The organism is Mesorhizobium sp. AR10 (assembly GCF_024746795.1).
In the GTDB taxonomy this organism is placed as follows: Bacteria; Pseudomonadota; Alphaproteobacteria; order Rhizobiales; family Rhizobiaceae; genus Mesorhizobium.
In genome coordinates this window covers 3,577,827-3,599,642 of the sequence record NZ_CP080524.1, presented here as the reverse complement: position 1 = coordinate 3,599,642, position 21,816 = coordinate 3,577,827, and the positions used below count along the sequence as shown (strand labels likewise).

17 protein-coding genes are annotated in these 21,816 nt (G+C 63.2%); 10 read left to right on the top strand and 7 right to left on the bottom strand.

The window, feature by feature from the left end:
* Positions 1–181 precede the first annotated feature (181 nt).
* The 6 genes from LHFGNBLO_RS20815 (at position 182) to LHFGNBLO_RS20790 (ending at position 5,938) form a co-directional block, all read left to right on the top strand.
* The gene (locus LHFGNBLO_RS20815) at positions 182–2,287 is read left to right on the top strand and encodes a TonB-dependent receptor domain-containing protein (protein WP_258601222.1); all 2,106 of its coding nucleotides are present in this window, start codon (positions 182–184) and stop codon (positions 2,285–2,287) included.
* 5 nt (positions 2,288–2,292) lie between these two features.
* Positions 2,293–2,736, top strand: coding sequence for a hypothetical protein (locus LHFGNBLO_RS20810; RefSeq protein WP_258601221.1), 444 nt, complete (start codon positions 2,293–2,295; stop codon positions 2,734–2,736).
* A 45-nt stretch (positions 2,737–2,781) separates the two neighbouring features.
* Positions 2,782–4,104 (top strand): cell envelope integrity protein TolA, encoded by a 1,323-nt coding sequence (locus tag LHFGNBLO_RS20805; protein ID WP_258601219.1) that lies wholly within the window; start codon positions 2,782–2,784, stop codon positions 4,102–4,104.
* A gap of 125 nt (positions 4,105–4,229) precedes the next feature.
* Positions 4,230–5,195, top strand: coding sequence for an energy transducer TonB (locus LHFGNBLO_RS20800; protein ID WP_258601217.1), 966 nt, complete (start codon positions 4,230–4,232; stop codon positions 5,193–5,195).
* A gap of 55 nt (positions 5,196–5,250) precedes the next feature.
* On the top strand, positions 5,251–5,565 hold the full coding sequence (locus LHFGNBLO_RS20795; protein WP_258601216.1) for an antibiotic biosynthesis monooxygenase family protein: 315 nt from the start codon (positions 5,251–5,253) through the stop codon (positions 5,563–5,565).
* 1 nt (position 5,566) lies between these two features.
* The gene (locus tag LHFGNBLO_RS20790) at positions 5,567–5,938 is read left to right on the top strand and encodes a bleomycin resistance protein (RefSeq protein ID WP_258601215.1); all 372 of its coding nucleotides are present in this window, start codon (positions 5,567–5,569) and stop codon (positions 5,936–5,938) included.
* A gap of 4 nt (positions 5,939–5,942) precedes the next feature.
* Here the strand turns inward: LHFGNBLO_RS20790 and LHFGNBLO_RS20785 are convergent, their stop codons facing one another.
* Together LHFGNBLO_RS20785 and putA are read right to left on the bottom strand one after the other, a co-directional pair.
* Positions 5,943–7,025 (bottom strand): glycosyltransferase family 2 protein, encoded by a 1,083-nt coding sequence (locus tag LHFGNBLO_RS20785; protein ID WP_258601214.1) that lies wholly within the window; start codon positions 7,023–7,025, stop codon positions 5,943–5,945.
* 62 nt (positions 7,026–7,087) lie between these two features.
* The gene (gene putA, locus LHFGNBLO_RS20780; RefSeq protein WP_258601213.1) at positions 7,088–10,696 is read right to left on the bottom strand and encodes a bifunctional proline dehydrogenase/L-glutamate gamma-semialdehyde dehydrogenase PutA; all 3,609 of its coding nucleotides are present in this window, start codon (positions 10,694–10,696) and stop codon (positions 7,088–7,090) included.
* A gap of 162 nt (positions 10,697–10,858) precedes the next feature.
* Here putA and LHFGNBLO_RS20775 point away from each other — a divergent pair, with 162 nt between their 5' ends.
* On the top strand, positions 10,859–11,311 hold the full coding sequence (locus tag LHFGNBLO_RS20775; protein ID WP_258601212.1) for an Lrp/AsnC family transcriptional regulator: 453 nt from the start codon (positions 10,859–10,861) through the stop codon (positions 11,309–11,311).
* Between the two features lies 1 nt (position 11,312).
* On the opposite strand, the gene LHFGNBLO_RS20770 is transcribed toward LHFGNBLO_RS20775, so the two are convergent.
* Positions 11,313–12,512, bottom strand: a complete 1,200-nt coding sequence (locus tag LHFGNBLO_RS20770; protein WP_258601211.1) for a cytochrome-c peroxidase — start codon at positions 12,510–12,512, stop codon at positions 11,313–11,315.
* A 5-nt stretch (positions 12,513–12,517) separates the two neighbouring features.
* Positions 12,518–12,967: a FixH family protein gene (locus LHFGNBLO_RS20765; RefSeq protein WP_258601210.1), complete on the bottom strand. Its 450-nt coding sequence runs from the start codon at positions 12,965–12,967 to the stop codon at positions 12,518–12,520.
* A gap of 205 nt (positions 12,968–13,172) precedes the next feature.
* Between LHFGNBLO_RS20765 and LHFGNBLO_RS20760 the strand changes: the two genes are divergently transcribed.
* The gene (locus LHFGNBLO_RS20760; protein ID WP_258601209.1) at positions 13,173–14,093 is read left to right on the top strand and encodes a sugar kinase; all 921 of its coding nucleotides are present in this window, start codon (positions 13,173–13,175) and stop codon (positions 14,091–14,093) included.
* Between the two features lie 139 nt (positions 14,094–14,232).
* Here LHFGNBLO_RS20760 and LHFGNBLO_RS20755 read toward each other — a convergent pair whose 3' ends face one another.
* The 3 genes from LHFGNBLO_RS20755 to LHFGNBLO_RS20745 all read right to left on the bottom strand — a co-directional run bounded on the left by LHFGNBLO_RS20755 (position 14,233) and on the right by LHFGNBLO_RS20745 (position 17,952).
* Positions 14,233–15,258, bottom strand: a complete 1,026-nt coding sequence (locus LHFGNBLO_RS20755) for an aldose epimerase family protein (protein WP_258609832.1) — start codon at positions 15,256–15,258, stop codon at positions 14,233–14,235.
* 84 nt (positions 15,259–15,342) lie between these two features.
* Entirely contained in the window at positions 15,343–16,800 is a 1,458-nt protein-coding gene (locus LHFGNBLO_RS20750; protein WP_258601208.1) for an NAD-dependent succinate-semialdehyde dehydrogenase, read from the bottom strand.
* Between the two features lie 201 nt (positions 16,801–17,001).
* Positions 17,002–17,952: an AEC family transporter gene (locus LHFGNBLO_RS20745; protein WP_258601207.1), complete on the bottom strand. Its 951-nt coding sequence runs from the start codon at positions 17,950–17,952 to the stop codon at positions 17,002–17,004.
* Positions 17,953–18,099: 147 nt separating this feature from the next.
* Between LHFGNBLO_RS20745 and LHFGNBLO_RS20740 the strand changes: the two genes are divergently transcribed.
* Both LHFGNBLO_RS20740 and LHFGNBLO_RS20735 read left to right on the top strand, forming a co-directional pair.
* On the top strand, positions 18,100–21,117 hold the full coding sequence (locus LHFGNBLO_RS20740) for a caspase family protein (protein WP_258601205.1): 3,018 nt from the start codon (positions 18,100–18,102) through the stop codon (positions 21,115–21,117).
* Between the two features lie 96 nt (positions 21,118–21,213).
* A complete protein-coding gene (locus tag LHFGNBLO_RS20735; protein WP_258601203.1) occupies positions 21,214–21,762 on the top strand; it encodes a histidine phosphatase family protein in 549 nt (182 codons plus the stop codon).
* The last annotated feature ends 54 nt before the right edge of the window (positions 21,763–21,816 follow it).

Here is a 21,816-nt window from a genome sequence, read left to right as displayed (position 1 = left end):
TGCGTAAAATGCCGATTCATTTCTTGACTTGAATAATCATGTTTATTAGTCAGTGCAATACCGGACTAAATGAGTCAACATTTAAGACGCCGGAACCGATGAAAAATGCCAGCGAGCGCCACGCCAGCCAGCATTGAACCTGGAATTTGGAGTTGGGGCGATGGGGCCGGTGGCAAGGAATATGGCTGCTCTGCTGAGCGGAGCGGCGGTGATGGTGTTTGTTGGGATGCATGGCGCAAAAGCCCAGGAAGCCAAGACGAACGAAGCGGAAAAGAAGGGGCGCGTAACCCTGCTGCAGAGGCTCGTGCTGGGTGCGGGCGCCGAGAAGATCGCCATCAACACCCCGCAGGCGGTGACGGTTCTCAATCAGGAGGACATCGATCGCGAGCAAGCTGAGACGATCGGCGGGCTGTTCAAATCCGTACCGGGCGTAACCATGGTTGGCAGCGAACGTGTCTTTGGCGAAGCCTTCAACATTCGCGGCATCGGCTCCACCGAGAACTCGGCCGACGGCTCCCGCATCATCGTCAACGTCGATGGCGCGCAGAAATTCTACGAGCAGTACCGAATGGGTTCGTTCTTCTCGGATCCCGAGCTCTACAAGAAGGTCGAAGTGCTGCGCGGACCGGCCTCTTCGACGCTTTACGGCTCGGGCGCGCTCGGCGGCGTCATCAATTTCGTCACCAAGGACGCTTCCGACTTCCTCAAGGAAGGCAAAAACAACGCGCTGCGGCTGAAGAGCTCCTATGAGACCAACGGCGATGGGCTGCTGGGCTCGGCCATCTACGCCCGCCGCCTCAACGACAACATGGAATTCCTCGCGACGGGCAATTATCGCACCTCCGACGAGTTCACGCTGGGCGACGGCACTGAGCTTCTCGGTTCCGATTTCAAGGCCTGGTCGGGGCTTGTGAAAGGAACGGCACGGTTCGGCGACAACAACGAGCAGGCGGTTCGGCTTTCCTACCAGCGTTGGGACAGCGATGCCGACGACCAGGCCTACGCCCAGACCGGCACGCAGGCGGTGTTCGGCACGGTCGATCGCCATGTCATCGACAGCACCGCAATCCTCAGCTACGAGAACCCGGTCAGCGACAATCCGTGGCTCGACGTCAAGGCGAGCATCTCCTATTCTGACACGGCGGTGGAACAGCGCAATGGAACGCTGCTCGGCTCGAACATCATCAATGCGGATTACGGCTACCGCACCTGGCAAGCCAATCTGCAGAACACGTCCGAGTTCACCGGCGAATCCTATGAGAACTTCCTGACCTATGGCGTGCAGGTCAGCCATCAGGATCGCACCGGGGTCAGCCAGCTCGTCACCGGCACCGGCGACGCCATCAACACCCATCCGGAAGGCACCGACAACAAGCTCGGTCTGTTTGCACAGAACGAATATGTCTGGAACGAAAAGCTGACGCTGATCGCCGGTATGCGCGGCGATTTCGTCTGGCGCCAGCCCGGCGAAGAGGCCGAAGCGCTTGGCAATGCGGCCGACGTCAACGATCAAGCCTGGTCGCCGAAGATCGCGGCGCTCTACAAGTTGAACGACAATTTCGGCGTGTTCGGCTCCATTGCCCATACCGAACGGCTGCCGACGCTTGACGAACTCTACACCTGGTCAAAGGGCGTCAGCCTCGACCTGAAAAAGGAAAAGTCCAACAACTACGAAGTCGGCTTTACCACCTCCGGCAACGACATTCTCCAGGAGGGCGATGCGCTGAGCCTGAAGACGACCGGCTTCTACAATGATCTGGACGATCTCATCCAGCTGACGGCGACCGGTGCTTCCCGCTACTTCTACAATGTCGGCAAGGCACGGATCTATGGTGTGGAGATCGAGGGCGCCTACGATTCCGACTACGTCTTCGCCAACCTTGCCTATACAGGCGTGAAGGGTGAGAACCTGACGCCCGGCCTGAACTACGGCAAGCCGCTCTCGACCATCCCGGCGCACAAGATCGTCTTTTCGCTGGGCGCACGCGTGCCGGATCGCGATCTGGAGTTCGGCGGCAGGGTGACCCACGCCTTCGAGGCGCCCAACAGCATCCAGGGTACGGCATCTTCGTCGGCAACACCGAGCGCTATCGTGGTTCCGGCGGATGCCTGGACCACCGTGGACCTTTTCGCATCGTGGAAGCCGCAGTCCGGCCAGTTCGAAGGCTGGCAGGCGCAGTTCGGCATCAACAACATCTTCAACGCCTACTACCGCGACGCGATCGCACTCGACTACGCCAAGGGCCGGACTTTCAAGCTGACATTGGCAAAACAACTGGACTGGTGAGAACGATGAAAATCACGGCGGCGATGACGTATTTCCTGACCGCAGCGACTGTCGTCGCCGCCGTGGTAAGCCCAGCGCATGCCGAGGACACCGCGTCGGGCCAAGGGCTCTCTCTCGAGCTCAACGGCGCGCAGCCCTCCGACAAGGGTTGCCGGCTGACATTCGTGGTCGCCAACAATCTCGGTGCCGGCCTTTCCAAGGCGGCGTTCGAGATCGCCTTGTTCAACGATGCGGGCGTGGTCGATCGGCTGACCGTCCTTGATTTCAAGGACCTGCCGGCCGGCAAGACCAAGGTGACGCGTTTCGATCTCGCCGGCACCGATTGCACCAAGCTTGGCCGCGTGCTGATCAACAGCGCGACGGAGTGCGTGGGGGCCGGCGTCGAGCCAGCCACATGCCTGGGCAGCCTGAAGACCGCGACCAAGACCGGCATCGCCTTCGGCCTGTAAGAGGGTACGACGTTGGGGCTGGAACCGGCATTTTCGCAAAACACCGTGACCTGGCCCCTGGCCGGGCCATTTGTTTTGCCGTTGGAGCCCGACGATCCCGATTTCACCATTCCGCACGGCTCGCTGCAGTCTTCGCTGCGCGACACGCCGGAGAAAAACTATATCGCGGACGGCAGCGGTGAACTGACCACGATACCGGCCGAACCCCTGAGCGTCACCCGGACGAGGCAGCCTAGCCGCAAATGGAAAGCCGCTGTCGTTTTCTCACTGGTCCTTCATGTGGCAGCGGCAATGGCCTTCCTTGCCACAGGCGATGAGCCCGTGCTGATCGAAGGTGCCGACCAGTCCGTCGTCATGTTGCTCGGCAACGCGCCCGAGGACCAGTCGGCGGCCGGCGACATGACAGAAGCCCCGCCGGAAGCGACCAAGGTGACGCTGGTCACCATGCTTGCCCCCAAGCCAGTGGAGACTGTGGAAGCGCAAACGGTCGTGGCGACGGAAACGACCCAGCCGGTCGAAACCACCGAAGCAGAAGCGCCGGACACGGCGACGCTGGAGCCTCTACGGGAAGCGCCGGAGCGGCCCACCTCCGCACCCGACCGCGTCGATCCTGTCCCTGACGAGCCGGCGACGGCGACCACCGTCGATCCCTTGCCCGAGATTTTGACGGCCGATCAGTTGCAGACGGACGACAATTCCGTCCGGCAGCGTGCGGTGCAGGCGATGACGACCGTCGAGGCAACCGAGGCAATTCCCGAGAAAACAGCACCCGTCGAAACCTTCGAAAAGGTCCCGGCCGAGACGGAGCCGCAACCGGCGCCCGCGGAAAAAAAGCCCCAGCCTTTGAAGCCCCAGTCTGAGAAACCCAAAAAAGCCGAGCCTGAGAAAAAGCCGATCAAAAAGGCGCAGAAGGCTGAAGCGCAGAAGAACGCCGAAAAGGCGAGTGAAAAGCCGAGCAAAAAGGTCAGGGCCGGCTCCGGCGGCCAGAATGAAGCCGACGCAAAGCGTGGTGTCGCCGAGGGCGAGACCGAAGGCAAGACGGCGACCAGAAGCCAGGGCGGCAAGTCGGGAGTTGGCAATGCTTCCGTGTCCAACTACCCCGGAAAAGTGGCCGCCAAACTGCGGCGCGCAGTGCGCGGCATTCCGCGCTCCGCGCGGGCCAAGGCACGCAACGACGTCCAGGTGAGCTTCACCGTCAATGCCAATGGCGGGGTCGGCGGCATCCGCGTCGCACGCAGTTCCGGCTCGCCTGAACTCGACGCGGCGGCACTCGCGGTCGTGCGCCGCGCGGCCCCCTTCCCACCCATCCCGGCGGATGCCGGCCGATCGAGCTGGGCGTTCGCCTTGCCGCTCGGCCTCGCGCGCTGATCCGAATGTTGTCGGCGGAGCCCGCATTCGCACGAAACGCCGCGGCGTGGCCATTGGCCAGGCTGCCCGCAACCGATCTTGATTTGACAATTCCGCGCCGGTCGCGGCAGGTCTCGCCGCGAGACATGCAGGAAATCAGCCCCCACCCCGACGCCAGCAGCGAACTGGCGATTGCGCCGACCGAACGGCCTGCGCCGGCGCGGCCGTCAGTCATGAGCCGCAAATGGATGGCAGCGATCATCGCCTCAGGCCTGCTCCATGCCGCGGTGGCGGCGGCCTTTCTGATCGCACCTGCCGGCACATTCGAGTCCAGGGATGCAATCCAGATGGAGGGCGCCGATCAATCAGGCGCCGACGTGGTCGGCAGCGCCTTGGATGGCCAGGCCCCGGGCGCGATCGACGTTGCCTTGGTGCCCGACCCGCAGCCGGCCAAGCCTGAGGTCAAGCCTGAGCCGCCTGCCGACCAGCCCGCCAGGGAAATGGCCGCGCAACCCCCTGCGCCCCTGCCGCAAGATATCCAGCAACCCACCGCCGCGCCAGACATACTGCTGGCCGACACCCCACGCCGTGACGAACAGAGCGTGGCTCCGAAGGTTGAAACGCCGGCAGATCCGGTTGCTCCGACCGAAAGCGCCGAGGCATCTCCTGCCGACATCGGACAGCCGCCAATCCCGACCGCAAGGCCAAGCACGACAGCCGGTCTTGGCGGAGCGGGCGAAACGAACGATGTGCGCGGCGCGGCGGATGGCGAGGAACGCGACGCCGTGACTTCCAGCACCGGCAAGAAGCAGGGCGCGGCGGGCAATGCGATAGAATCCCGCTACAGCGGTGACGTTCAGAAGAAGCTTGCCCGCGCCAACCGCCGTGTTTCGAAATCGGTACAAGCAAAGGCTCGCAACAATGCCAGGGTCGTTTTCGTCGTCATGGCCGACGGCAGCATCAGCGACTTGCAGCTTGCCGAAAGCTCAGGCTCCCCGGAGCTTGATCAATTCGCTTTGACACTGGTGCGACAGCAGGCGCCGTTCCCGCCCATTCCACCAGAGACCGGCAGGTCAAGTTGGCTGTTCAAAGCGCGGATCGGTCCGTTTTGACCTGCGCAAGACAATTCTTCGATCATCGCAAATCGTCAATCTGAAAGGACAGCCAATGTACATCGCCATGAACCGCTTCAAGGTGCAAAACGGCTCAGAGACCGCCTTCGAGGACGTCTGGAAGAGCCGGGACTCCAGCCTTTCGGAAATGAAAGGTTTTGAGCAATTCCATCTGCTGCGCGGCCCGGTCAACGAGGCAGAAGGCTATACGCTGTTCGCCTCGCACACGGTGTGGGCGAGCCATGAGGATTTTGTCGCCTGGACCAAATCCGAGAATTTCCGCGCCGCACACCGCAACACCGGCACCAGCAAGGTGCACTATCTCGGCCATCCGCAGTTTGAGGGTTTTTCGGTCGTCGAAGGCGCGTGACATGGCATCGCTTGTAGCCGACCCGGCACGCACCATTCCCGTGCTGCCCTCGCCCGATATCAAGGCGACGCGCGATTTCTATCGCGACCAACTCGGTTTCGGCATCGTCGAGCCGGAAATGGACGGCTACCTCATCGTGCGGCGCAGCGAGATGGAGATCCATTTCTGGAAGAGCGACGACCTCAAGCTGCCGGAAGCGTCGTCCTGCTATATCAGAGGCGGCGAGGTTCCCGCCCTGCACGCCGAATTTTCAGCGCGCGGAGTCGAAAAATTAAGCCCCTTCACCGTTCGTCCGTGGAACATGAAGGAATTCTACGTCTGGGACCCACATGGCAATCTGCTGAAATTCGGCTGTGCCCCTGAAGAGGTATAGGTGCTCAAGCCTGGCCGAACAGCTGCCGCAGCGCGCGGTTGAAGCGCTTGCGCAGCCGTCGCAAGCGGCCTCGGCGATCCAGATGAGGCACGATACGCGGGTCGTTGGCCAGGCTGCCAAACCGCTTGATATGATGCGACACGAATCCTGGCACGAATGCCTTGCCATTGGCGGCTCTGAGCAAAGCCGCATTGGCCAGGACATAGTCAAGGACATCCGTAGCTCTGGTGATCTCACGGGCTTGGTAGCCCGGCGACAGCTGCACATAGGCTCCGGCGTAGGAAGCATCGGTGGATGTGTTGGCCCCGTGCAAACGATAGAGGCCGAGGCATTCGGACAAAATCAGGCTGCCAGCCGCCAGATGCGCACATGTGGCCGCAAGATAATCGGTCCCCATCCTGGCCTTGAACGGGAAAGCCATAACCGGTTCCAGCGCGCCGCGCCGGAAAACCAGCGATGACGTCGGCGCCCACATCCAACCATAGGCGTCAGGGCCAAAATAGGTGATCGGATGGTCCGACGAATAGGCGATTTCGGGCGCCATCTCGCCAAGCTGCTTGCCGGTCGTGATGGCAATGCCGCGTGCATCTGGTCTGAAGCGCGGTTTGCGCAGGTGAAGGTAGGTGCCGCTTAGAAGGGTGCGATCGCCATCGATCAGAAAAAGATCGGAACTGGACACCGCCGCCGGGCGTGTCGCATTCAAATGGGCCGAGAGATGCGCGAGGAGAAAATTCGGCAACCAGGCGTCATCGCAATCGAGGAATGCGACGAATGGCGCATCGGTCGCGGCAAAACCATCGCGAAATCCTGCGATTTGCCCGCCATTCTCTGAACGCGCCAGCAGCCGCAGACGCGGGTCGCTGATTTCCTTGAGCAACTGGCGGACATGTTCGGCCGAGCCGTCGGTCGAGGCATCGTCGACGATGACGCAGTCCCACCTCTGATAGCTCTGCGCCAACACCGAGCGGATCGCCTGTTCGACGTAAGGCCGGTAGTTGTAGCAGGTAATGACCACCGACACGCGCGGCAGCTCAAACGGTGGGGACGTGTTTTCCATCTGATCGGCCTCGCCCGCTCGAGTTGCCACCCATGTTTATCCGGGCGCATGTCCTTTGCAACTCGACGCAGCAAGCGACGCAGGAAAAAGCCCTAAGCTGCGGCCAGTAGGCTGGCATTGCCGCCCGCCGCCGTGGTGTCGACGCAGACGGCGCGTTCATGCGCGTAGGCCGCAGGGCTAAGCACTTCGCTGACCAGCGGCACAATCGGGCCCGACCTATCGGCGATGACCTTGCGCACGATGCGCGCGGCTTCAGGCGTGCCTGAAAAGGCGACGACATCGACGCGCAGAGAACGCGCCTCGACCGGATCGGGACGGCCGTCGATGGCCGCCAGCGGCAGGCCTTTTCCGGTCAGCGCCGACAGTGCAGCCGGTGCGCCCGGCGCCACGGCCAGCACGGCATTGCCGGCGGCGAGTGCCTGGATCACCTGGGCAAGCAGCGTATCGCCATCAGGGCCGAGGCAGAGCACCCGTCCGCGCGGCGAAAGCGACAGCGTGTTGGCCTCGCCGGTCGGTCCAGCCAGGTCGACCTGGCCGAAATCGATGCTGGCAGCAGCACCGATGGCCGCCGCGCCCTTACCACGCAGATGCTTTCTGAGGATTGCAATGCGATCAGGACGCGTCGACCAGCCGCCAAGCGCCGGATCGGGCAGGTTGTCGGCGAGCTCGGTCGCCGTCACCTTGTGGCCTTCGCTAATGTCGGTGCCTGCCTCCGGCCCCTTGCGGAAGCGTCTGAGATAGTGCGGCCCGCCGGCCTTCGGCCCGGTGCCAGAAAGCCCTTCGCCGCCGAATGGCTGCGAACCGACCACTGCGCCGATCTGGTTGCGGTTGACATAGATGTTGCCGGCATGGATGCCGTCGACGAAATGCTGGACGCGCCCCTCGATGCGGGTGTGCAGGCCAAAGGTCAGGCCATAGCCCTTGCGGTTGATCCCGGCGATGACCGCGTCGATCTTGTCGGCATCGAAACTGGCGACATGCAGCACCGGCCCGAACACCTCGCGCTCCATTTCCTCGATGCCCTTGACCCGGAAGACATGCGGCGCGACGAAGCGGCCGTCTTTCGGCGCTTCGAGCTTGGCGATCAGCCGGCCCTGCTGGCCCATCTTCGTGCAATAGTCGCGGATCGACTCCTTAGCCTCGTCGTCGATAACCGGGCCGACATCCGTCGAAATCTGCCAGGGATCGCCGATGCTGAGCGCCTCCATCGCGCCTTTCAGCATTTCCAGCATCTTCTTCTCGACATCCTTCTGCACGTAAAGAACGCGCAAGGCCGAACAGCGCTGGCCGGCACTCTGGAAGGCCGAGGCAAGGATGTCGCGCACCGCCTGTTCGGGCAGCGCAGTGGAATCGACGATCATGGCGTTGAGCCCGCCGGTCTCGGCGATCAGCATCGCGTCGGGCGCGGCGGTCTTGGCCAGTTGTTTCTCGATCAGCTTGGCGACCTCGGTCGAGCCAGTGAAGCAGACGCCAGCGATGCGCGGATCTGATGTCAGCGGGCCACCGACCGAGGGACCATCGCCGGGCAGCAGCTGGATGACGTCTTCCGGCACACCGGCCTCGCGCAGCAGTTCGACGGCGCGGAAGGCGATCAGCGGCGTCTGCTCGGCCGGCTTGGCAATGACGGAATTGCCGGTGACCAGTGCTGCCGCGATCTGGCCGGTGAAGATGGCGAGCGGAAAATTCCACGGCGAGATGCAGACGATCGCCCCGCGCGCTTCGGTCCCCGCTTCGTTATTGGCCGCTTCGGCAGCGTAGTAGCGAAGGAAGTCGACGGCTTCGCGCACTTCGGCGACGCCGTCGGCCAGCGATTTGCCGGCCTCGCGGGTGGCCAGCGCGAAGAACTCGACGGCATTGGCCTCATAGAGATCGGCGGCACGGTTAAGGATGGCAGCGCGCTCGGCGACGGGACGCTTCGCCCATGCCGGTTGTGCCTCCACAGCAAAGCGCACGGCGGTCGCGACCTGCTTGGCGGCCGCTTCGCTGACCGTGCCGACCACCTCATCAGGCTTTGCCGGATTGAGGACCGGACGCTGCTTGCCATAGCCGGCTGCGCGGGTGATTGGCTTGGCGTGCCAGCGGTCCGACCTGGCAAATCCTGCCTTGGCCTTCTCGATCGCAGCCAGCGTCACCGTGTCGGTGATGTCGAATCCCCTGGAGTTGCGACGGCTGCCGAAGATGGCTGACGGCCGGGCGATCGCCGGATTGGCCGCCGAGCCTTGTTTCTCGACCGTTTCGAGCGGATCGCGGGCGATATCCTCCGGCTCGACCTCTTCGTCGGTCAGCTGATGCACAAAGGAGGAGTTGGCGCCGTTCTCCAGCAGCCGGCGAACCAGATAGGCCAACAGGTCGGAATGAGCGCCGACCGGCGCATAGATGCGGCAGCGCGTGCCTTCGGACTGTCGCACCGTCTCATGCAGCGCCTCGCCCATACCGTGCAGGCGCTGGAACTCGAAGGAATCGCGATTATCAGCCATCGACAGGATGGCGGCAACGGTATGGGCGTTGTGGGTAGCAAACTGCGGATAGATGCGGTCGGTCATCGACAGCAGCTTTTTCGCGCAGGCCATGTAGGAAACATCGGTGTTGGCCTTGCGGGTGAAGACGGGATAGCCGCTAAGCCCGAGAGTCTGTGCCCGCTTGACCTCGGTGTCCCAATAGGCGCCCTTGACCAGCCGCACCATGATGTTGCGATCGTATTTCTTCGCCAGCGCGTAGAGCCAGTCGATGGTGAAAGCCGCGCGCGGACCATAGGCCTGGACGACGACGCCAAAGCCGTTCCAGCCGGCCAGTTCCGGCTCGGCCAGCACCCGTTCGATGACATCGAGCGAGAGATCGAGGCGGTCGGCTTCCTCGGCGTCGATGTTGAGCCCCATGCGCGAATGGCGCGCCGCGAGCGCCAGCGACAAAAGCCGCTCTGCCATGACCGGCAGCATCTTTTCCTTCTGCGCCACTTCATAGCGCGGATGCAGCGCCGAAAGCTTGACCGAGATGCCGTGGTTCTGGCGGATGTCGGGGCCGTTGGCGCCGGCATCGAGCGAGGAGATGGCGTCGGCATAGGCCTTGAGATAGCGCAAGGCGTCGGCCTCGGTGCGGGCCGCCTCGCCCAGCATGTCGAAGGAATAGAGATAGCCCTTCTGGGTCATCGGTCGGCCGCGCTTGACGGCCTCGGTGATGGTGCGGCCGAGCACGAACTGCTCGCCCATTTCGCGCATGGCCGCCGCCACCGCCTTGCGGATGACGGGCTCGCCCAATCGGCGCACCATCGAACGCAGCGTACCGTCGATGCCGCCCTCGCCTTCGTCGAGCACGCGGCCGGTCAGCATCAGCGCCCAGGTCGATGCATTGACGAAAATGGAACTCGAACCACCCGAATGTGCCGACCAGTCGTGCGGGGCGATCTTGTCGGCGATGAGGTCGTCCATAGTCTCGGTGTCGGGCACGCGCAGCAGCGCCTCAGCCAGACACATCAGCGCCACGCCCTCCTTGGTCGACAGCCCATAGGCGGAGAGAAAAACTTCCATCAGCCGCGGATCGGACGAGCCGCGCACCGCCCGCACCAGATCGGCGGCACGACCAGAGATCGCGTCCCGGTCCTTTTTCGATAGGCCTGTGGCTTCGGACAGCCGCTTCACTGCCTCGTCTTCGTCGGGCAGATAGTTTGCACGAATCTGCTGGCGGATGGCATCGAGCGCTGGCATGGCGGTCCTATGGAGCGAGCGTTAGGGAGCGGGCCGGCGGTCACCGGACCGAATGGCGCAAGCTAGCACAAACGCGTATTTCAATCGGTCCAAAGAAATCGACAAGGTAGGTCGATCGATCTATCATGGTGCCTGGTTTCAGCCAGATAGACCGCGATTTCGATGACCGAAGACCAATTGGACCGTATCGACCGAAATATCCTGTCGGCGCTGGCGCGCGATGGGCGGCTTTCCATGTCGGAACTCGCCACCAAGGTCGGTCTGTCGAAGACTCCGGTGCAGGCGCGGGTCAAGCGGCTGGAGAAGGACGGCTACATCAGGGGCTACCAGGCGATCATCGACCGCGAGCGCATGGGCGAAGGCCATGTCGCCTTCGTCCAGGTAAAATTGTCGGACACCCGCTCGGCCGCGCTCGATGCCTTCAACCGCGCCGTGCAGGCGGTGCCGGAGATCGAACAGTGCCACATGATGGCGTCGAGTTTCGACTATCTGCTGAAAGTTCGTACCACCGACATCGCCGCCTATCGCCGCGTGCTCGGCGAGCGCATCTCCGCTTTGCCCCACGTCGCCCAGACCTCGACCTTCGTGGCGATGGAGACGGTCAAGGATCGCTAGCTCATTCGGCGAGCGTCTTCAGGAATGCCACCAGCGCTCCGCGCTCGCGGTCCGAAAGTTGTAGTGGATGAACCTCAGACACGCCCTCAACGCTTGGCGCCGCATTGGCATAATGCGCCACCACTTCTTCCAGCGACGAGAACTGCCCGGCATGCATGTAAGGCGGGCGGGTCGCGGCACTGCGCAGCGACGGCGTCTTGTAGGCGCGGATGAGTTCCGGTCCACTCTTGACCATGAAGCGCAACTCACGACAGGCGCTGGCGTCGCCATCGCGAAAGACGCCAAAGCAATTGAACGGGTCGGCCTCGACCTGCGCCACCGCGTCTATGCGGCCGCGATCGGGCGGCAAGCCCGCAACCGGCGGCACGCCGGTGTTGTGAAAACTGTTGTCGGTGAAGCGCGGGCCATTGTGGCAGGTCACGCAATTGGCCTTGCCGATGAACAGTTTCAGCCCGAGGATTTCCTCAGGCGAAAAGGCGTCGTCACTTGTTGGCTTGGCGCCTGCCGCCAGATCGATGGCAAACCGGTCGAAGCGTGTCTGCGGCGGCTCGATCGACCGCTCGAAAGCAGCTATCGCCTTGCCGATATTGGCGAAGACGCGGTTGACGTCCTCAGCCTGGCTGGCGGGCATGGCTTTCCAGGCCGCCTTCTCGGCGTCGGTGCCGAGCGGGCTGGCATTGGCCGGCACGGTCGACAGGTCGGGCAACGGCCCGAAGATGCGCTCGTAGCGCTCACCGAAACGAGCCTTGATGTAGTGCGCATAGGCGGCGCGGTTGCCGGCCTGCTCCAGCGGATTTTCCAGCGGCGTCAGCGCCTGCGCCCACAGGCTGTCGCGCCGCCCGTCCCAGAAGAACCATGGATTGCGCGCGACGCCGGCCAGCGGCATGCTGCGCCGGTTGGTGTGGCCGACGCCGACAGCTTGCGGCAGATCATCCTGGAACTGCCGGTCGATCTTGTGGCAGGTCGAGCAGGAAACCGCCCCGTCGCCGCTCATGCCCTGGTCGAAGAACAGCGTCGAGCCCAGTGCCGCTGCGGCCGGCACGTCGGCAAAGCGGTTGGTCGTGTCCGGCTTCAGCGAGGGCAGTGTCGACAGTGCCAGCGAGGCGATCGTCTTCTTCTCGGCGTCGGAAAACTCCGGCTTGCCGCAGCCGGCGAGCGTGGCCACCAGTACTAGTGCGAGACAACGCGAAAGGCGGCTCATCTAACTCACAGCACCACGTTGAAGACGACCGTGTCGGACCCGGCTGCCGCGGAAATGGCAAACCGCAATTGCCACCATCCGCTCATGGTGAATTTCAGCCCGTCGATCCGATAGCGCCCGTCGCCGAGATAGTCGGTCGCCTGCGGGCTGGTCGGCAGACCGTGATTGTGCTGTGGCATGCCGCCGGACACCGTGATCGCCGCCCCTTCCACCGGCGCGCCCTTGACCGTCTTCAGCGTCAGCAGCCAGGATTGCAACTCGCCTTGCCTGATGACGCCCCGCTCCGGCTGGAAACTGGCCACGAACAACCTGTTCGCTGTGGTTTTCGAACGCGATGTATCGAGGCCGGCGAACTTCGCCGACTGCGGTACGGTCAGATAGACGATAGCAAGAATGCCAGCCAACAAGGCAGCCAGACCGAGACCTGCGAGAAGATAACGCCATAGTGATGCCAAACCGGTTCCTCTTCCAAACATAACGTCTCAGGGAGCAATTAGCGTCCCGCCCCACCTGTGGGAAAACGCTTCTGGCGCAAAAACCCGCCGCCGCCAACCATGGCGCTCCCGGTCGCAAAAAGCTACAGCACCGGCTCTTTGGTTTTGTGCATGTCGCTACCCAAAACCGCTACACACTTTTGGGCATGCACCAGGAGACAGATACATGGCAGCAAACGGCGTCGCCTCGATCGGTGAGTGCATGTTGGAACTTTCAGGCCAGGCCGGGCCGAACTGGCGCATGGGCTTTGCCGGCGACACGTTCAACACGCTATGGGCGCTGCATGCGTTGAGCGGCGACAGGCCGGCGACCTATGTCTCGGCCTTTGGCGATGACCCTTTCTCGCAAGGCCAGATCGCTTTCTTCGCTGAAAACGGCATCGGCATCGGCGCCAGCCCGGTCATTTCGGGCGCACGGCCCGGCCTCTACGCCATCACGCTGACCGGCCCCGAACGCGCCTTCACCTACTGGCGGGGCGACGCAGCGGCGCGGCGGCTCGCTTCAGACCCAGCCGCCTTGGCAAAAAACCTTGAAAACCAGTCACTTGTCTACTTCAGCGGAATCACTTTGGCAATTCTGGATAGCGCCTCTCGCACGACATTGCTGGCGGCGGTGGCCAAGACGCGCACGTCCGGCTCGCTTGTCGCCTTCGATCCCAACTACCGGCCACGGCTGTGGCACAGCCGCGATGAGGCGCAAGCCGCGATCCTCGAAGCGCTTGCCGTCACCGACATCGCGCTGCCGACCTTTCCCGACGAGCAGATGCTGTTTGGTGACACAGGCCCACAAGCGACCGCCGAACGACTTGGAAAGCTGGTCGGCGAGGTCGTCGTCAAGAATGGCGAGGAACCGGCACTGATCGCCGAGAATGGGACCTTGCAACCTGTTCCGGCGGTCCATGTCGCCGCTCCTGTCGACACCACCGGCGCCGGCGATTCCTTCAATGGCGGCTATCTCGCCGCCCGGCTTGCCGGCCATGCCCCGGCCGAGGCCGTGCTGCGCGCGCATCGCGTTGCTGCCGCCGTGGTCCAGGTGCGAGGGGCGCTGGCGCCGTTCGAGACCCTTCAAGCGGCTTTCGACGGCTAGGTCTGTTGAGATTCAGGTCAGGCTGCGCCGAGAGTGATGGCTTCCGAGAACCGGAGCGGAGCGTACTTGAAGTACGTGAGCACCGGAAGCGCAGGAAGCCGCCACTCGCAGGCCGGCCTCACCTGAATATCGACAGACCTTAAGGCAGGCGGAATCGATATTCCGTCACATGGTGATAGATCTGGCCCGGCCACAGCGTGGCCTGCGGGAAATACGGCCGGCTCGGGGCATCCGGCCACGCCTGCGGCTCCAGGCAGAAGCCTGAAAAAGTCTTGTAGCGACGCCCGCCCAACCCCAGTGAAGGCGGCGCCACATGCTGGCCGATATAGAGCTGGACGCCTGGCTCCGTCGTCCACACTTCCATCTCGACGCCGGAGCTTGCCCCTTGCGCCCACGATGCCTGCTTGAGCGACCCACGGGTCGAGGCCAGGCAGAAATTCTGGTCGTAGGGAAGCTGCTCGCCCTCGTTCTCCATGCGCAGCGGCCGCGCCTGGCGGAAGTCGAAGGGCGTGCCGTCGACCGGCTTCACCGCCCCGGTCGGGATCATCTCGCCATCGACCGGTGTATAGGCACCGGCGTTCAGCATCAGCCGGTGGTCGAGGATGTCGCCGGCCCCGCCGTCATCCAGATTGAAATAGGAATGCTGCGTGAGGTTGCAGAGCGTCGGCTCCTCGCAGGTGGCGGTCAGTTCGATGCTGAGCGTGCCGGGGATCTTCAGCCGGTAGGTGCAGGTCACGTCGAGCGCGCCGGGAAAGCCCATCGTGCCGTCGGGATCGTGCAGGGTCAGGGTGACAAAATCCCTTCCGTGCAGCGAGACCGCCCACGCCCGGTGAAAATAGCCTTGTGAGCCGCCATGCAGCGTGTGCTTGTCGAGGAAATTGCGCTCAGTCTGGTAGCGCTTGCCGGCGATGGTGAAGCGGCCATCGCGGATGCGGTTCGCATAACGTCCGACGACCGCGCCGAAGAAGGCAGTATCCGTCTCATAGGGTCCGAAACGGTCGTAGCCCAGCACCAGCGGCGCATCATGCCCGGCGAGCCGAAGATCCTGGATAATGGCGCCGAGCCCGATGATGTTGGCGGTGAGGCCACCGCCCCTGATGGTGAAGCGGCGGACATCCTCGCCCGCTTGCGTCGTGCCGAAGACCTCGCCGTCCTTCATCGTCATGCCCGCAAACGCCAGTTCGTTGATCCCGAGCCCGGTCTTCCGGACAGGCTCAGGGTCTGTTGACAAGCAACAGACCCCAGACAATCAGAGGCCGAGGCCGCCGATGCAGACATATTTGGTGTCGAGATAATCCTCGATGCCCTGATGTCCGCCTTCCTTGCCGAGGCCGGATTCCTTGACGCCGCCGAACGGCGCTTCCGGCGTGGTGATGAGACCTTCATTGACACCGACCATGCCGTATTTCAGCCCTTCCATGACCCGGAAGGCGCGGCCGAGATCGCCGGTGTAGAAATAGCAGGCGAGGCCGAATTCGGTGTCGTTGGCGAGCGAAATGGCTTCTTCCTCGGTTTCGAACTTGAACACCGGTGCGACCGGGCCAAAGATCTCTTCCTTCATGAAGCGCATCTTCGGCGTCGCGTTGGCGATCACCGTCGGCTGGAAGAACGAACCGCCAAGCGCGTGACGCTTGCCGCCGGCGACGACCTTGCCGCCCTTCGAGGTTGCATCGGCGATTAGTTCCTCGACCTTCTCGACCGCCTTCTCGTCGATCAGCGGCCCCTGCTGTACGCCCTCTTCCAGGCCGGAACCGACCTTCAGACCGTCACTGGCCGCGGCGAGCTTTTCGACGAACTTGTCATAGACGCCGGCCTGAACCAGGAAGCGGTTGGTGCAAACGCAGGTCTGGCCCGAATTGCGGTATTTGGCAGTGATCGCGCCGGCAACGGCGCGCTCGAGATCGGCGTCGTCGAAAACGATGAACGGCGCGTTGCCGCCGAGTTCCATCGACACCTTCTTGACGGTGACGGACGACTTCTGAATGAGAAGCTTGCCGACTTCGGTCGATCCGGTGAAGGTAATCTTCGACACCAGCGGATTGGCGCAGATCTCGTCGCCGATTTCGCCGGCAGCGCCCGTCAGGATGTTGATGACGCCCTTGGGGAAGCCAACTTCCTCGGCCAGCGCCCCCCAGGCAAGGCCGGAGTAAGGCGTCTGCGTCGCAGGCTTGACGACGGCGGTGCAGCCGGCGGCCAGCGCCGGGCCGAGCTTGCGGGCGAGCATCGAGGACGGGAAATTCCAGGGCGTGATGGCGGCGATGACGCCGACCGGCTCCTTGGTCACCAGGATGCGGCGATCCGCCCACGGCGACGGCACGACGTCGCCATAGGTGCGGCGGCCTTCTTCGGCGAACCACAGGATGTAGGACGCGGCCGAGCCGATCTCGCCCTTCGATTCAAACAGCGACTTGCCCTGTTCGATGGTGAGCAGTTCGGCCAGCACGTCCTGATTGTCCATCATCGCATCGTGCAGTTTACGCAGCAACTTCGAGCGTTCGAGCGCAGTGGTCTTGCGCCATGTCTTGAAGGCTTCGGCGGCGGCCTCGATGGCGCGGCGGGTCTCGGCCTTGCCCGATTTCGGCACGGTGCCGATCTTGAGGCCGGTGGCCGGGTTGTTGACGTCGACGGTCTGGCCGCTGTCGGCCTGCACCCATTCGCCGTTGATGAGATTGGCCTGCCGCATGAAATGGCTGGTTTTCTGAAGCATGGTCTAGCCTCCGTTCGGCGCTTTGACGGGCCGGTCTCTGGATTTCTTCGATGACGTGCCATGGCATCGATGCCGGCACGCTGGAGCGACTGCTCTTTACCTAGGGCAAGCCGCGCAATCAATCACAAGATGGCATATAGGCTTTGGGCCAGCGTAAGGCGAGAGCAGCGCCCGCGCAAATTCCTGTCCGGGTGCCCGATCCTACCCGAATATATGAACGACCACCGTCAGCCAGAAGGCTGTTGTGACCACCGCGCTCGCCGTGGCGATGGTCATCTGGTTCGACGCCAGCGCCTGACCGGTGTTGAACTGCGCGGCGATGAGATAGGAATTGACGCCGGATGGCAGCGCCGCCACCACGACCGCCACCTTGGCCGTCAACGGCGGCAACCCAAGCAGCCAGACCAGGCCGAGCACCAGTGCAGGCATCAGGAACAGTTTCAGCGCCGACAGCGCCAACGCCGGCCGGATGTTGCCGGAAATGCCGAAACGGCAAAGGCTGAGCCCCATGGCGAACAGCGCCACCGGACCGGCCGTGTCGGCCAGCGCATCGACCAGCCGCTCGGCGAGATCCGGCAAAGGCGCCGCGGTGAGGCGCCATACCAGCCCGGCCAGGATGCCGATGATCAGCGGGTTGGACAACAGTCTTCTCAGAAAACTCTGGATGATGCGCAGCGGGTGAACCGGCTCGCTCCCACCGCGACCAAATATCTCGAACATGATGATCGAAGCCATCATCATGGTCGGCAGGTGCACAGAGACGAGCAGCGACAGCACTTCGAATCCGCTGGAGCCGAATACGCCGAGAACGAAGGGAATGCCCAGCAACACCACATTCGAGAAGGACGACGACACGCCGCCGACGATGCCGGTGCGTGCGTCCCGCCCGAAGATCCGCGTCGTGACCAGGTGGCCGGCGGCCCAGGTCATTGCAACTGCCGTGAAGTAAGCGCCCCACAGCGACCAAGGCGCCACACCGTGGAAATCGGAATTCACCATCGTCCGGAACAGCAGCAGCGGCATCGCCACGTTGATGGCGAATTCGGCGATACCCTCGCCGCTCGCCGGCTTCAAATAGCCTGTGAGCCCGGCGAGATAGCCGAGCGCGACAAGGCTGAAGACAAAGAGAACGGTTTCGGTGAGCGGGGACATTTTTCAGGGATAGGCGAGCCCGGATTGCAGCGCAATCGCCCTGCCCTCGAAAACAGCCGCACAGAATTTGCTCATGGCCCGAATTTGATCATGGTCAGGTGGCAGCGCTATAGAGGCTTGGGATCATCAGGGCGGGCACACGGGCGAATGAATCTTGTCGAGGCGCCGAAACGGCATCTTTTCATACATGCGCGACTGACGGCTTTCGTCATTGCCCTGCTCTGCCTTGCCGCGACGGCGCTTGCAGCGGCTGAGACGGCGAGCCTCAAAGGCGTGGCGCTGATCGTCGGCCAGTCGAAATACGAGCACATCACCGCCCTTCCCAATCCGGCCAACGATGCTCGCGACATGGCCAAGATGCTGACCGATCTCGGCTTCGATGCCCGCAGCGTCACCGATCGCGACGCCGCCAAGCTGAAGCGTGACCTCGAACGTTTCGTCGAGGACGCCGAGGGCGCCGACGTCGCCTTCATCTACTATTCCGGCCATGGCATCGAGGCCGGAGGTGAGAATTATCTGGTTCCGATCGATGCCGACGTGTCGTCGCTGAAAGATGCCGACGAGGCGTTGGTGCCGATTTCCGCGGTCATGGACGAATTGAAGAAGACCGTGCCGGTGACGATCATGCTGCTCGATGCCTGCCGCACCAACCCGTTTCCGCCGGACGCGGTCGTGCGCCGGGCGCCGACGGCCTCGGCGTCGCCGATCGGCGCCGGCGGGCTTGAGCCGGTGCGTGGCGCCAAGGCGCTCGGTGATGCGCCGGCTGCAACGAATCTCGGTACCGTGATCGGCTTCGCCGCCGAGCCTGGACGTCCGGCGCTGGATGGTGCCGTCGGCGAAAACAGCCCCTATGCTGCAGCGCTGCTGCGCCACCTTGCGGCGATGAAGGGCACCGAGTTCGGCTCGGTGATGCGCATGGTGACGGAAGAGGTCTATCTCGACACCAAGGCCAGGCAGCGGCCATGGGTCAACGAGAGCCTGCGCCGGTTGCTCTATTTCGGCGTTGCGCCGCAGGAGCCGATCGGCGACGACGGGCTGATCACCGGCGAGCGGCGAAAATTGCTGCTGACCATTTCCGACCTGTCCCATCCCAGGCGGGCACAGGTGGAACTGGCCTCACTGCAGGACGGCGTGCCGCTCGATGCGCTCTATGGTGTTCTCAAGGCGCTCGGCACCGAAAAAATCCCCGAAGATCCGACCGACCTGCAAAAAGTGCTCGATGCGCAGGCCGAACGGCTGAAGAAGATGATGTCCGAGCGCGACGCGTTGCGCACCGACGATCCGGAGATCAGCCGGCTGGTGGCTTCGGCCGACAGGGCCATCGGCCAGGGCGCGATCGTGACGGCGCGCAAGTTCCTTGACGAAGCTGTGGGCCGGGTCGAGAAAGCCAGCATCGCCGTCGACCAGGCAGAGGATCTGGTCAAGCAGAAGCGCATTGCCGATGCCGCCATCTATGCCAGGCGCGCCGACGCCTCGGCGCTGGTCTTTGACTACATGTCCGCCGCCAACGACTACGGCAAGGCCTTTTCGCTGGTCGAGAAATGGGACGACAAACTGCGCTGGAACTACAAGAACCAGCAGGCGGAAGCGCTGAATGCCCATGGCTATGCCAAGGGCGACAGGCAAGCACTGCAGCAGGCCATCGATGCCTATCGCATCATCCTCAACTTCATTCCGAATGGCGAAGAGAATCGCGACTGGGCGATCACCCGCAACAACATGGCTGTGGTGCTGCAGACCATCGGCGAGCGCGAGACCAAGACCGCAAGGCTTGAGGAGGCAGCGGAAATCTTCCGTGCCTCGCTTGCCGTGTTCGAGCGCGAGAAGGATGATCTCAACTGGGCCGCCGCACAGAACAATCTGGGCAACGTGCTGCTCAAGATCGGCGAGCGCGAAAGCGACCCGAAACGCCTCAATGAGGCGGTGATCGCGATGCGCGCGACCCTGGAGAAGCGCCCGCGCGGAAAAGTTCCGCTCGACTGGGCCGGCTCGCAAAACAACATCGGCCTGGCGCTCTACGCGCTCTCGGAACGCGAACCGGGTGGCGAGCATCTGACGGAGGCTGAGGCCGCCTATCGGCTGGCGCTCGAAGAGTACACGCACGAAAAGGCGCCAGTACAGTGGGCCATGGTGCAGAACAACCTCGGCAACACGCTGGTGTCGCTCGGCACGCTGCGCAACGACAAGGCGAAAATCACCGAGGCGACCGAGGCCTTCCGCGCCGCCCTGGAGGTTCGAACCCGCGAGACCTTCCCGGTCTCCTGGGCGACCAGCCGGCTCAATCTCGGCAACGCGCTGAGCAGTGCTGCCCGTTTCGATCTCGGCACCAGCAATTTGGAGGAAGCCGCCCTCGCCTATGGCGACGCGCTGACCATCTTCACCCGTCAGCGTTTTCCGATGGATTGGGCGTCGACCCAGAACAATCTCGGCTCGATCTATCAGACGCTCGGTCAGCGCACCCGCGATCCGGCCAAGCTGGGAGACTCGGCCACCGCCTTCCGCGCGGCGCGGCGGGTCTATACCAAGAAGCAATTCCCGCTCGACTGGGCGATGACGCACTATAATCTTGGCAACACGCTGCAACTGCTTGGTGGTCTGTCCGACAAGCCGCAGCATTACAAGGAGGCGATCGAGGCCTTTCGCGACGCGTTGCGCGAATACAAACGCGCGACGACGCCACGGCAATGGGCGCTGGCGCAGACCGGCCTCGGCTCGGCGCTGCACTGGCTGAGCATGAGCGAGGCCGATCCCAAAACCCTGGCCGAGGCGATTGCCGCGCGGAGGGCTGCCCTTGAGGTGCTGACCTTTGAGGCCGCGCCTGTCGATTGGGCGAACGCACAGAACGGCATCGGCATGAGCCTGCTTAATCTCGGCAATCTCGAACGCACCGACAAATATCTGAACGACGCCGAAGCCGCCTTTGCGGCGACGCTCAAAGTGTTCACGCGCGACAGCCAGCCGATGCAGTGGGCCTTCCAGCAGAACAATCTTGGCGACATCCACTGGAGCCGAGGCAACTATGGCGGAGGCAGTGCCGAATACCGGAAGGCCATCGAGTTTCTCGAGAACGCCAAGCTGGGCTTTACGGAGGCTGGCTATCCGGCCCCCATTCCGCTCACCGACCAGAAGATCGACCTAATCAAGAAGCAGATGGCGAAGAAATAGGCTGTTTCGGCCGTCCTTGTCTTTCGACCGGCTTTGCCATCCCTATATGCCGGTCACCGGGGCCTATCTGCCGGGGACCGGAAATAAGGACATCTGATGCTTCGATCTGCCCTGGCGCTGTTTCTGCTTGTCGTTCCCGCGGTTGCCCACGCGACGGACGCCGGCTGGGCGCTGCTGCGCGACGGCGGGCATGTGGTGCTGCTTCGCCATGCTATGATCACCGGCACCACCGATCCGGCCAGTTTCGACATCGCCAAATGCGCGACCCAGCTCAATCTTTCGGCGCGCGGCAAGCAGCAGGCAAGCAAGATCGGCGCGCTGTTCGGCGCCCGCGCGGCCCCCATCGAGCGCGTGCTCTCCAGCCGCTACTGTCGCTGCCTCGATACGGCCCGCATCGCCTTCGAAGCAGAGCCGGAGCCCTTCGCGCCGCTTGACCTGCTGAAGACGGATCCGACGGAGAAAGCCGCCCAGATGGCCGCGATCATGAGCGAAATCCGCGGTTATTCCGGTTCCGACAATCTGGTCTTGGTCACCCATCTCGAAAACATCGTGGCACTCACCGGCGTCTCGCCGCGCGAAGGCGAAGCTGTGGTCGTCGAGCCCCAGGGCGACGGGCTACGTGTGCTCGGCCGCGTCACCTTCTAACCACGCTGACGTTTCCCATTGAGGCTGGGCCGGTGTTGCCGAAATGCAACCACC

Bases quoted from the DNA above. Each gene is read 5' to 3' on its own strand.
- LHFGNBLO_RS20770 (WP_258601211.1), bottom strand. From the start codon at position 12,512: ATGAGCCGCCTTTCGCGTTGTCTCGCACTAGTACTGGTGGCCACGCTC.
- LHFGNBLO_RS20810 (WP_258601221.1), top strand. From the start codon at position 2,293: ATGAAAATCACGGCGGCGATGACGTATTTCCTGACCGCAGCGACTGTC.
- LHFGNBLO_RS20800 (WP_258601217.1), top strand. From the start codon at position 4,230: ATGCAGGAAATCAGCCCCCACCCCGACGCCAGCAGCGAACTGGCGATT.
- LHFGNBLO_RS20775 (WP_258601212.1), top strand. From the start codon at position 10,859: ATGACCGAAGACCAATTGGACCGTATCGACCGAAATATCCTGTCGGCG.
- LHFGNBLO_RS20740 (WP_258601205.1), top strand. From the start codon at position 18,100: ATGAATCTTGTCGAGGCGCCGAAACGGCATCTTTTCATACATGCGCGA.
- LHFGNBLO_RS20755 (WP_258609832.1), bottom strand. From the start codon at position 15,258: ATGACGATGAAGGACGGCGAGGTCTTCGGCACGACGCAAGCGGGCGAG.
- LHFGNBLO_RS20790 (WP_258601215.1), top strand. From the start codon at position 5,567: ATGGCATCGCTTGTAGCCGACCCGGCACGCACCATTCCCGTGCTGCCC.
- LHFGNBLO_RS20735 (WP_258601203.1), top strand. From the start codon at position 21,214: ATGCTTCGATCTGCCCTGGCGCTGTTTCTGCTTGTCGTTCCCGCGGTT.
- LHFGNBLO_RS20795 (WP_258601216.1), top strand. From the start codon at position 5,251: ATGTACATCGCCATGAACCGCTTCAAGGTGCAAAACGGCTCAGAGACC.
- LHFGNBLO_RS20760 (WP_258601209.1), top strand. From the start codon at position 13,173: ATGGCAGCAAACGGCGTCGCCTCGATCGGTGAGTGCATGTTGGAACTT.
- LHFGNBLO_RS20815 (WP_258601222.1), top strand. From the start codon at position 182: ATGGCTGCTCTGCTGAGCGGAGCGGCGGTGATGGTGTTTGTTGGGATG.
- LHFGNBLO_RS20750 (WP_258601208.1), bottom strand. From the start codon at position 16,800: ATGCTTCAGAAAACCAGCCATTTCATGCGGCAGGCCAATCTCATCAAC.
- putA (WP_258601213.1), bottom strand. From the start codon at position 10,696: ATGCCAGCGCTCGATGCCATCCGCCAGCAGATTCGTGCAAACTATCTG.
- LHFGNBLO_RS20745 (WP_258601207.1), bottom strand. From the start codon at position 17,952: ATGTCCCCGCTCACCGAAACCGTTCTCTTTGTCTTCAGCCTTGTCGCG.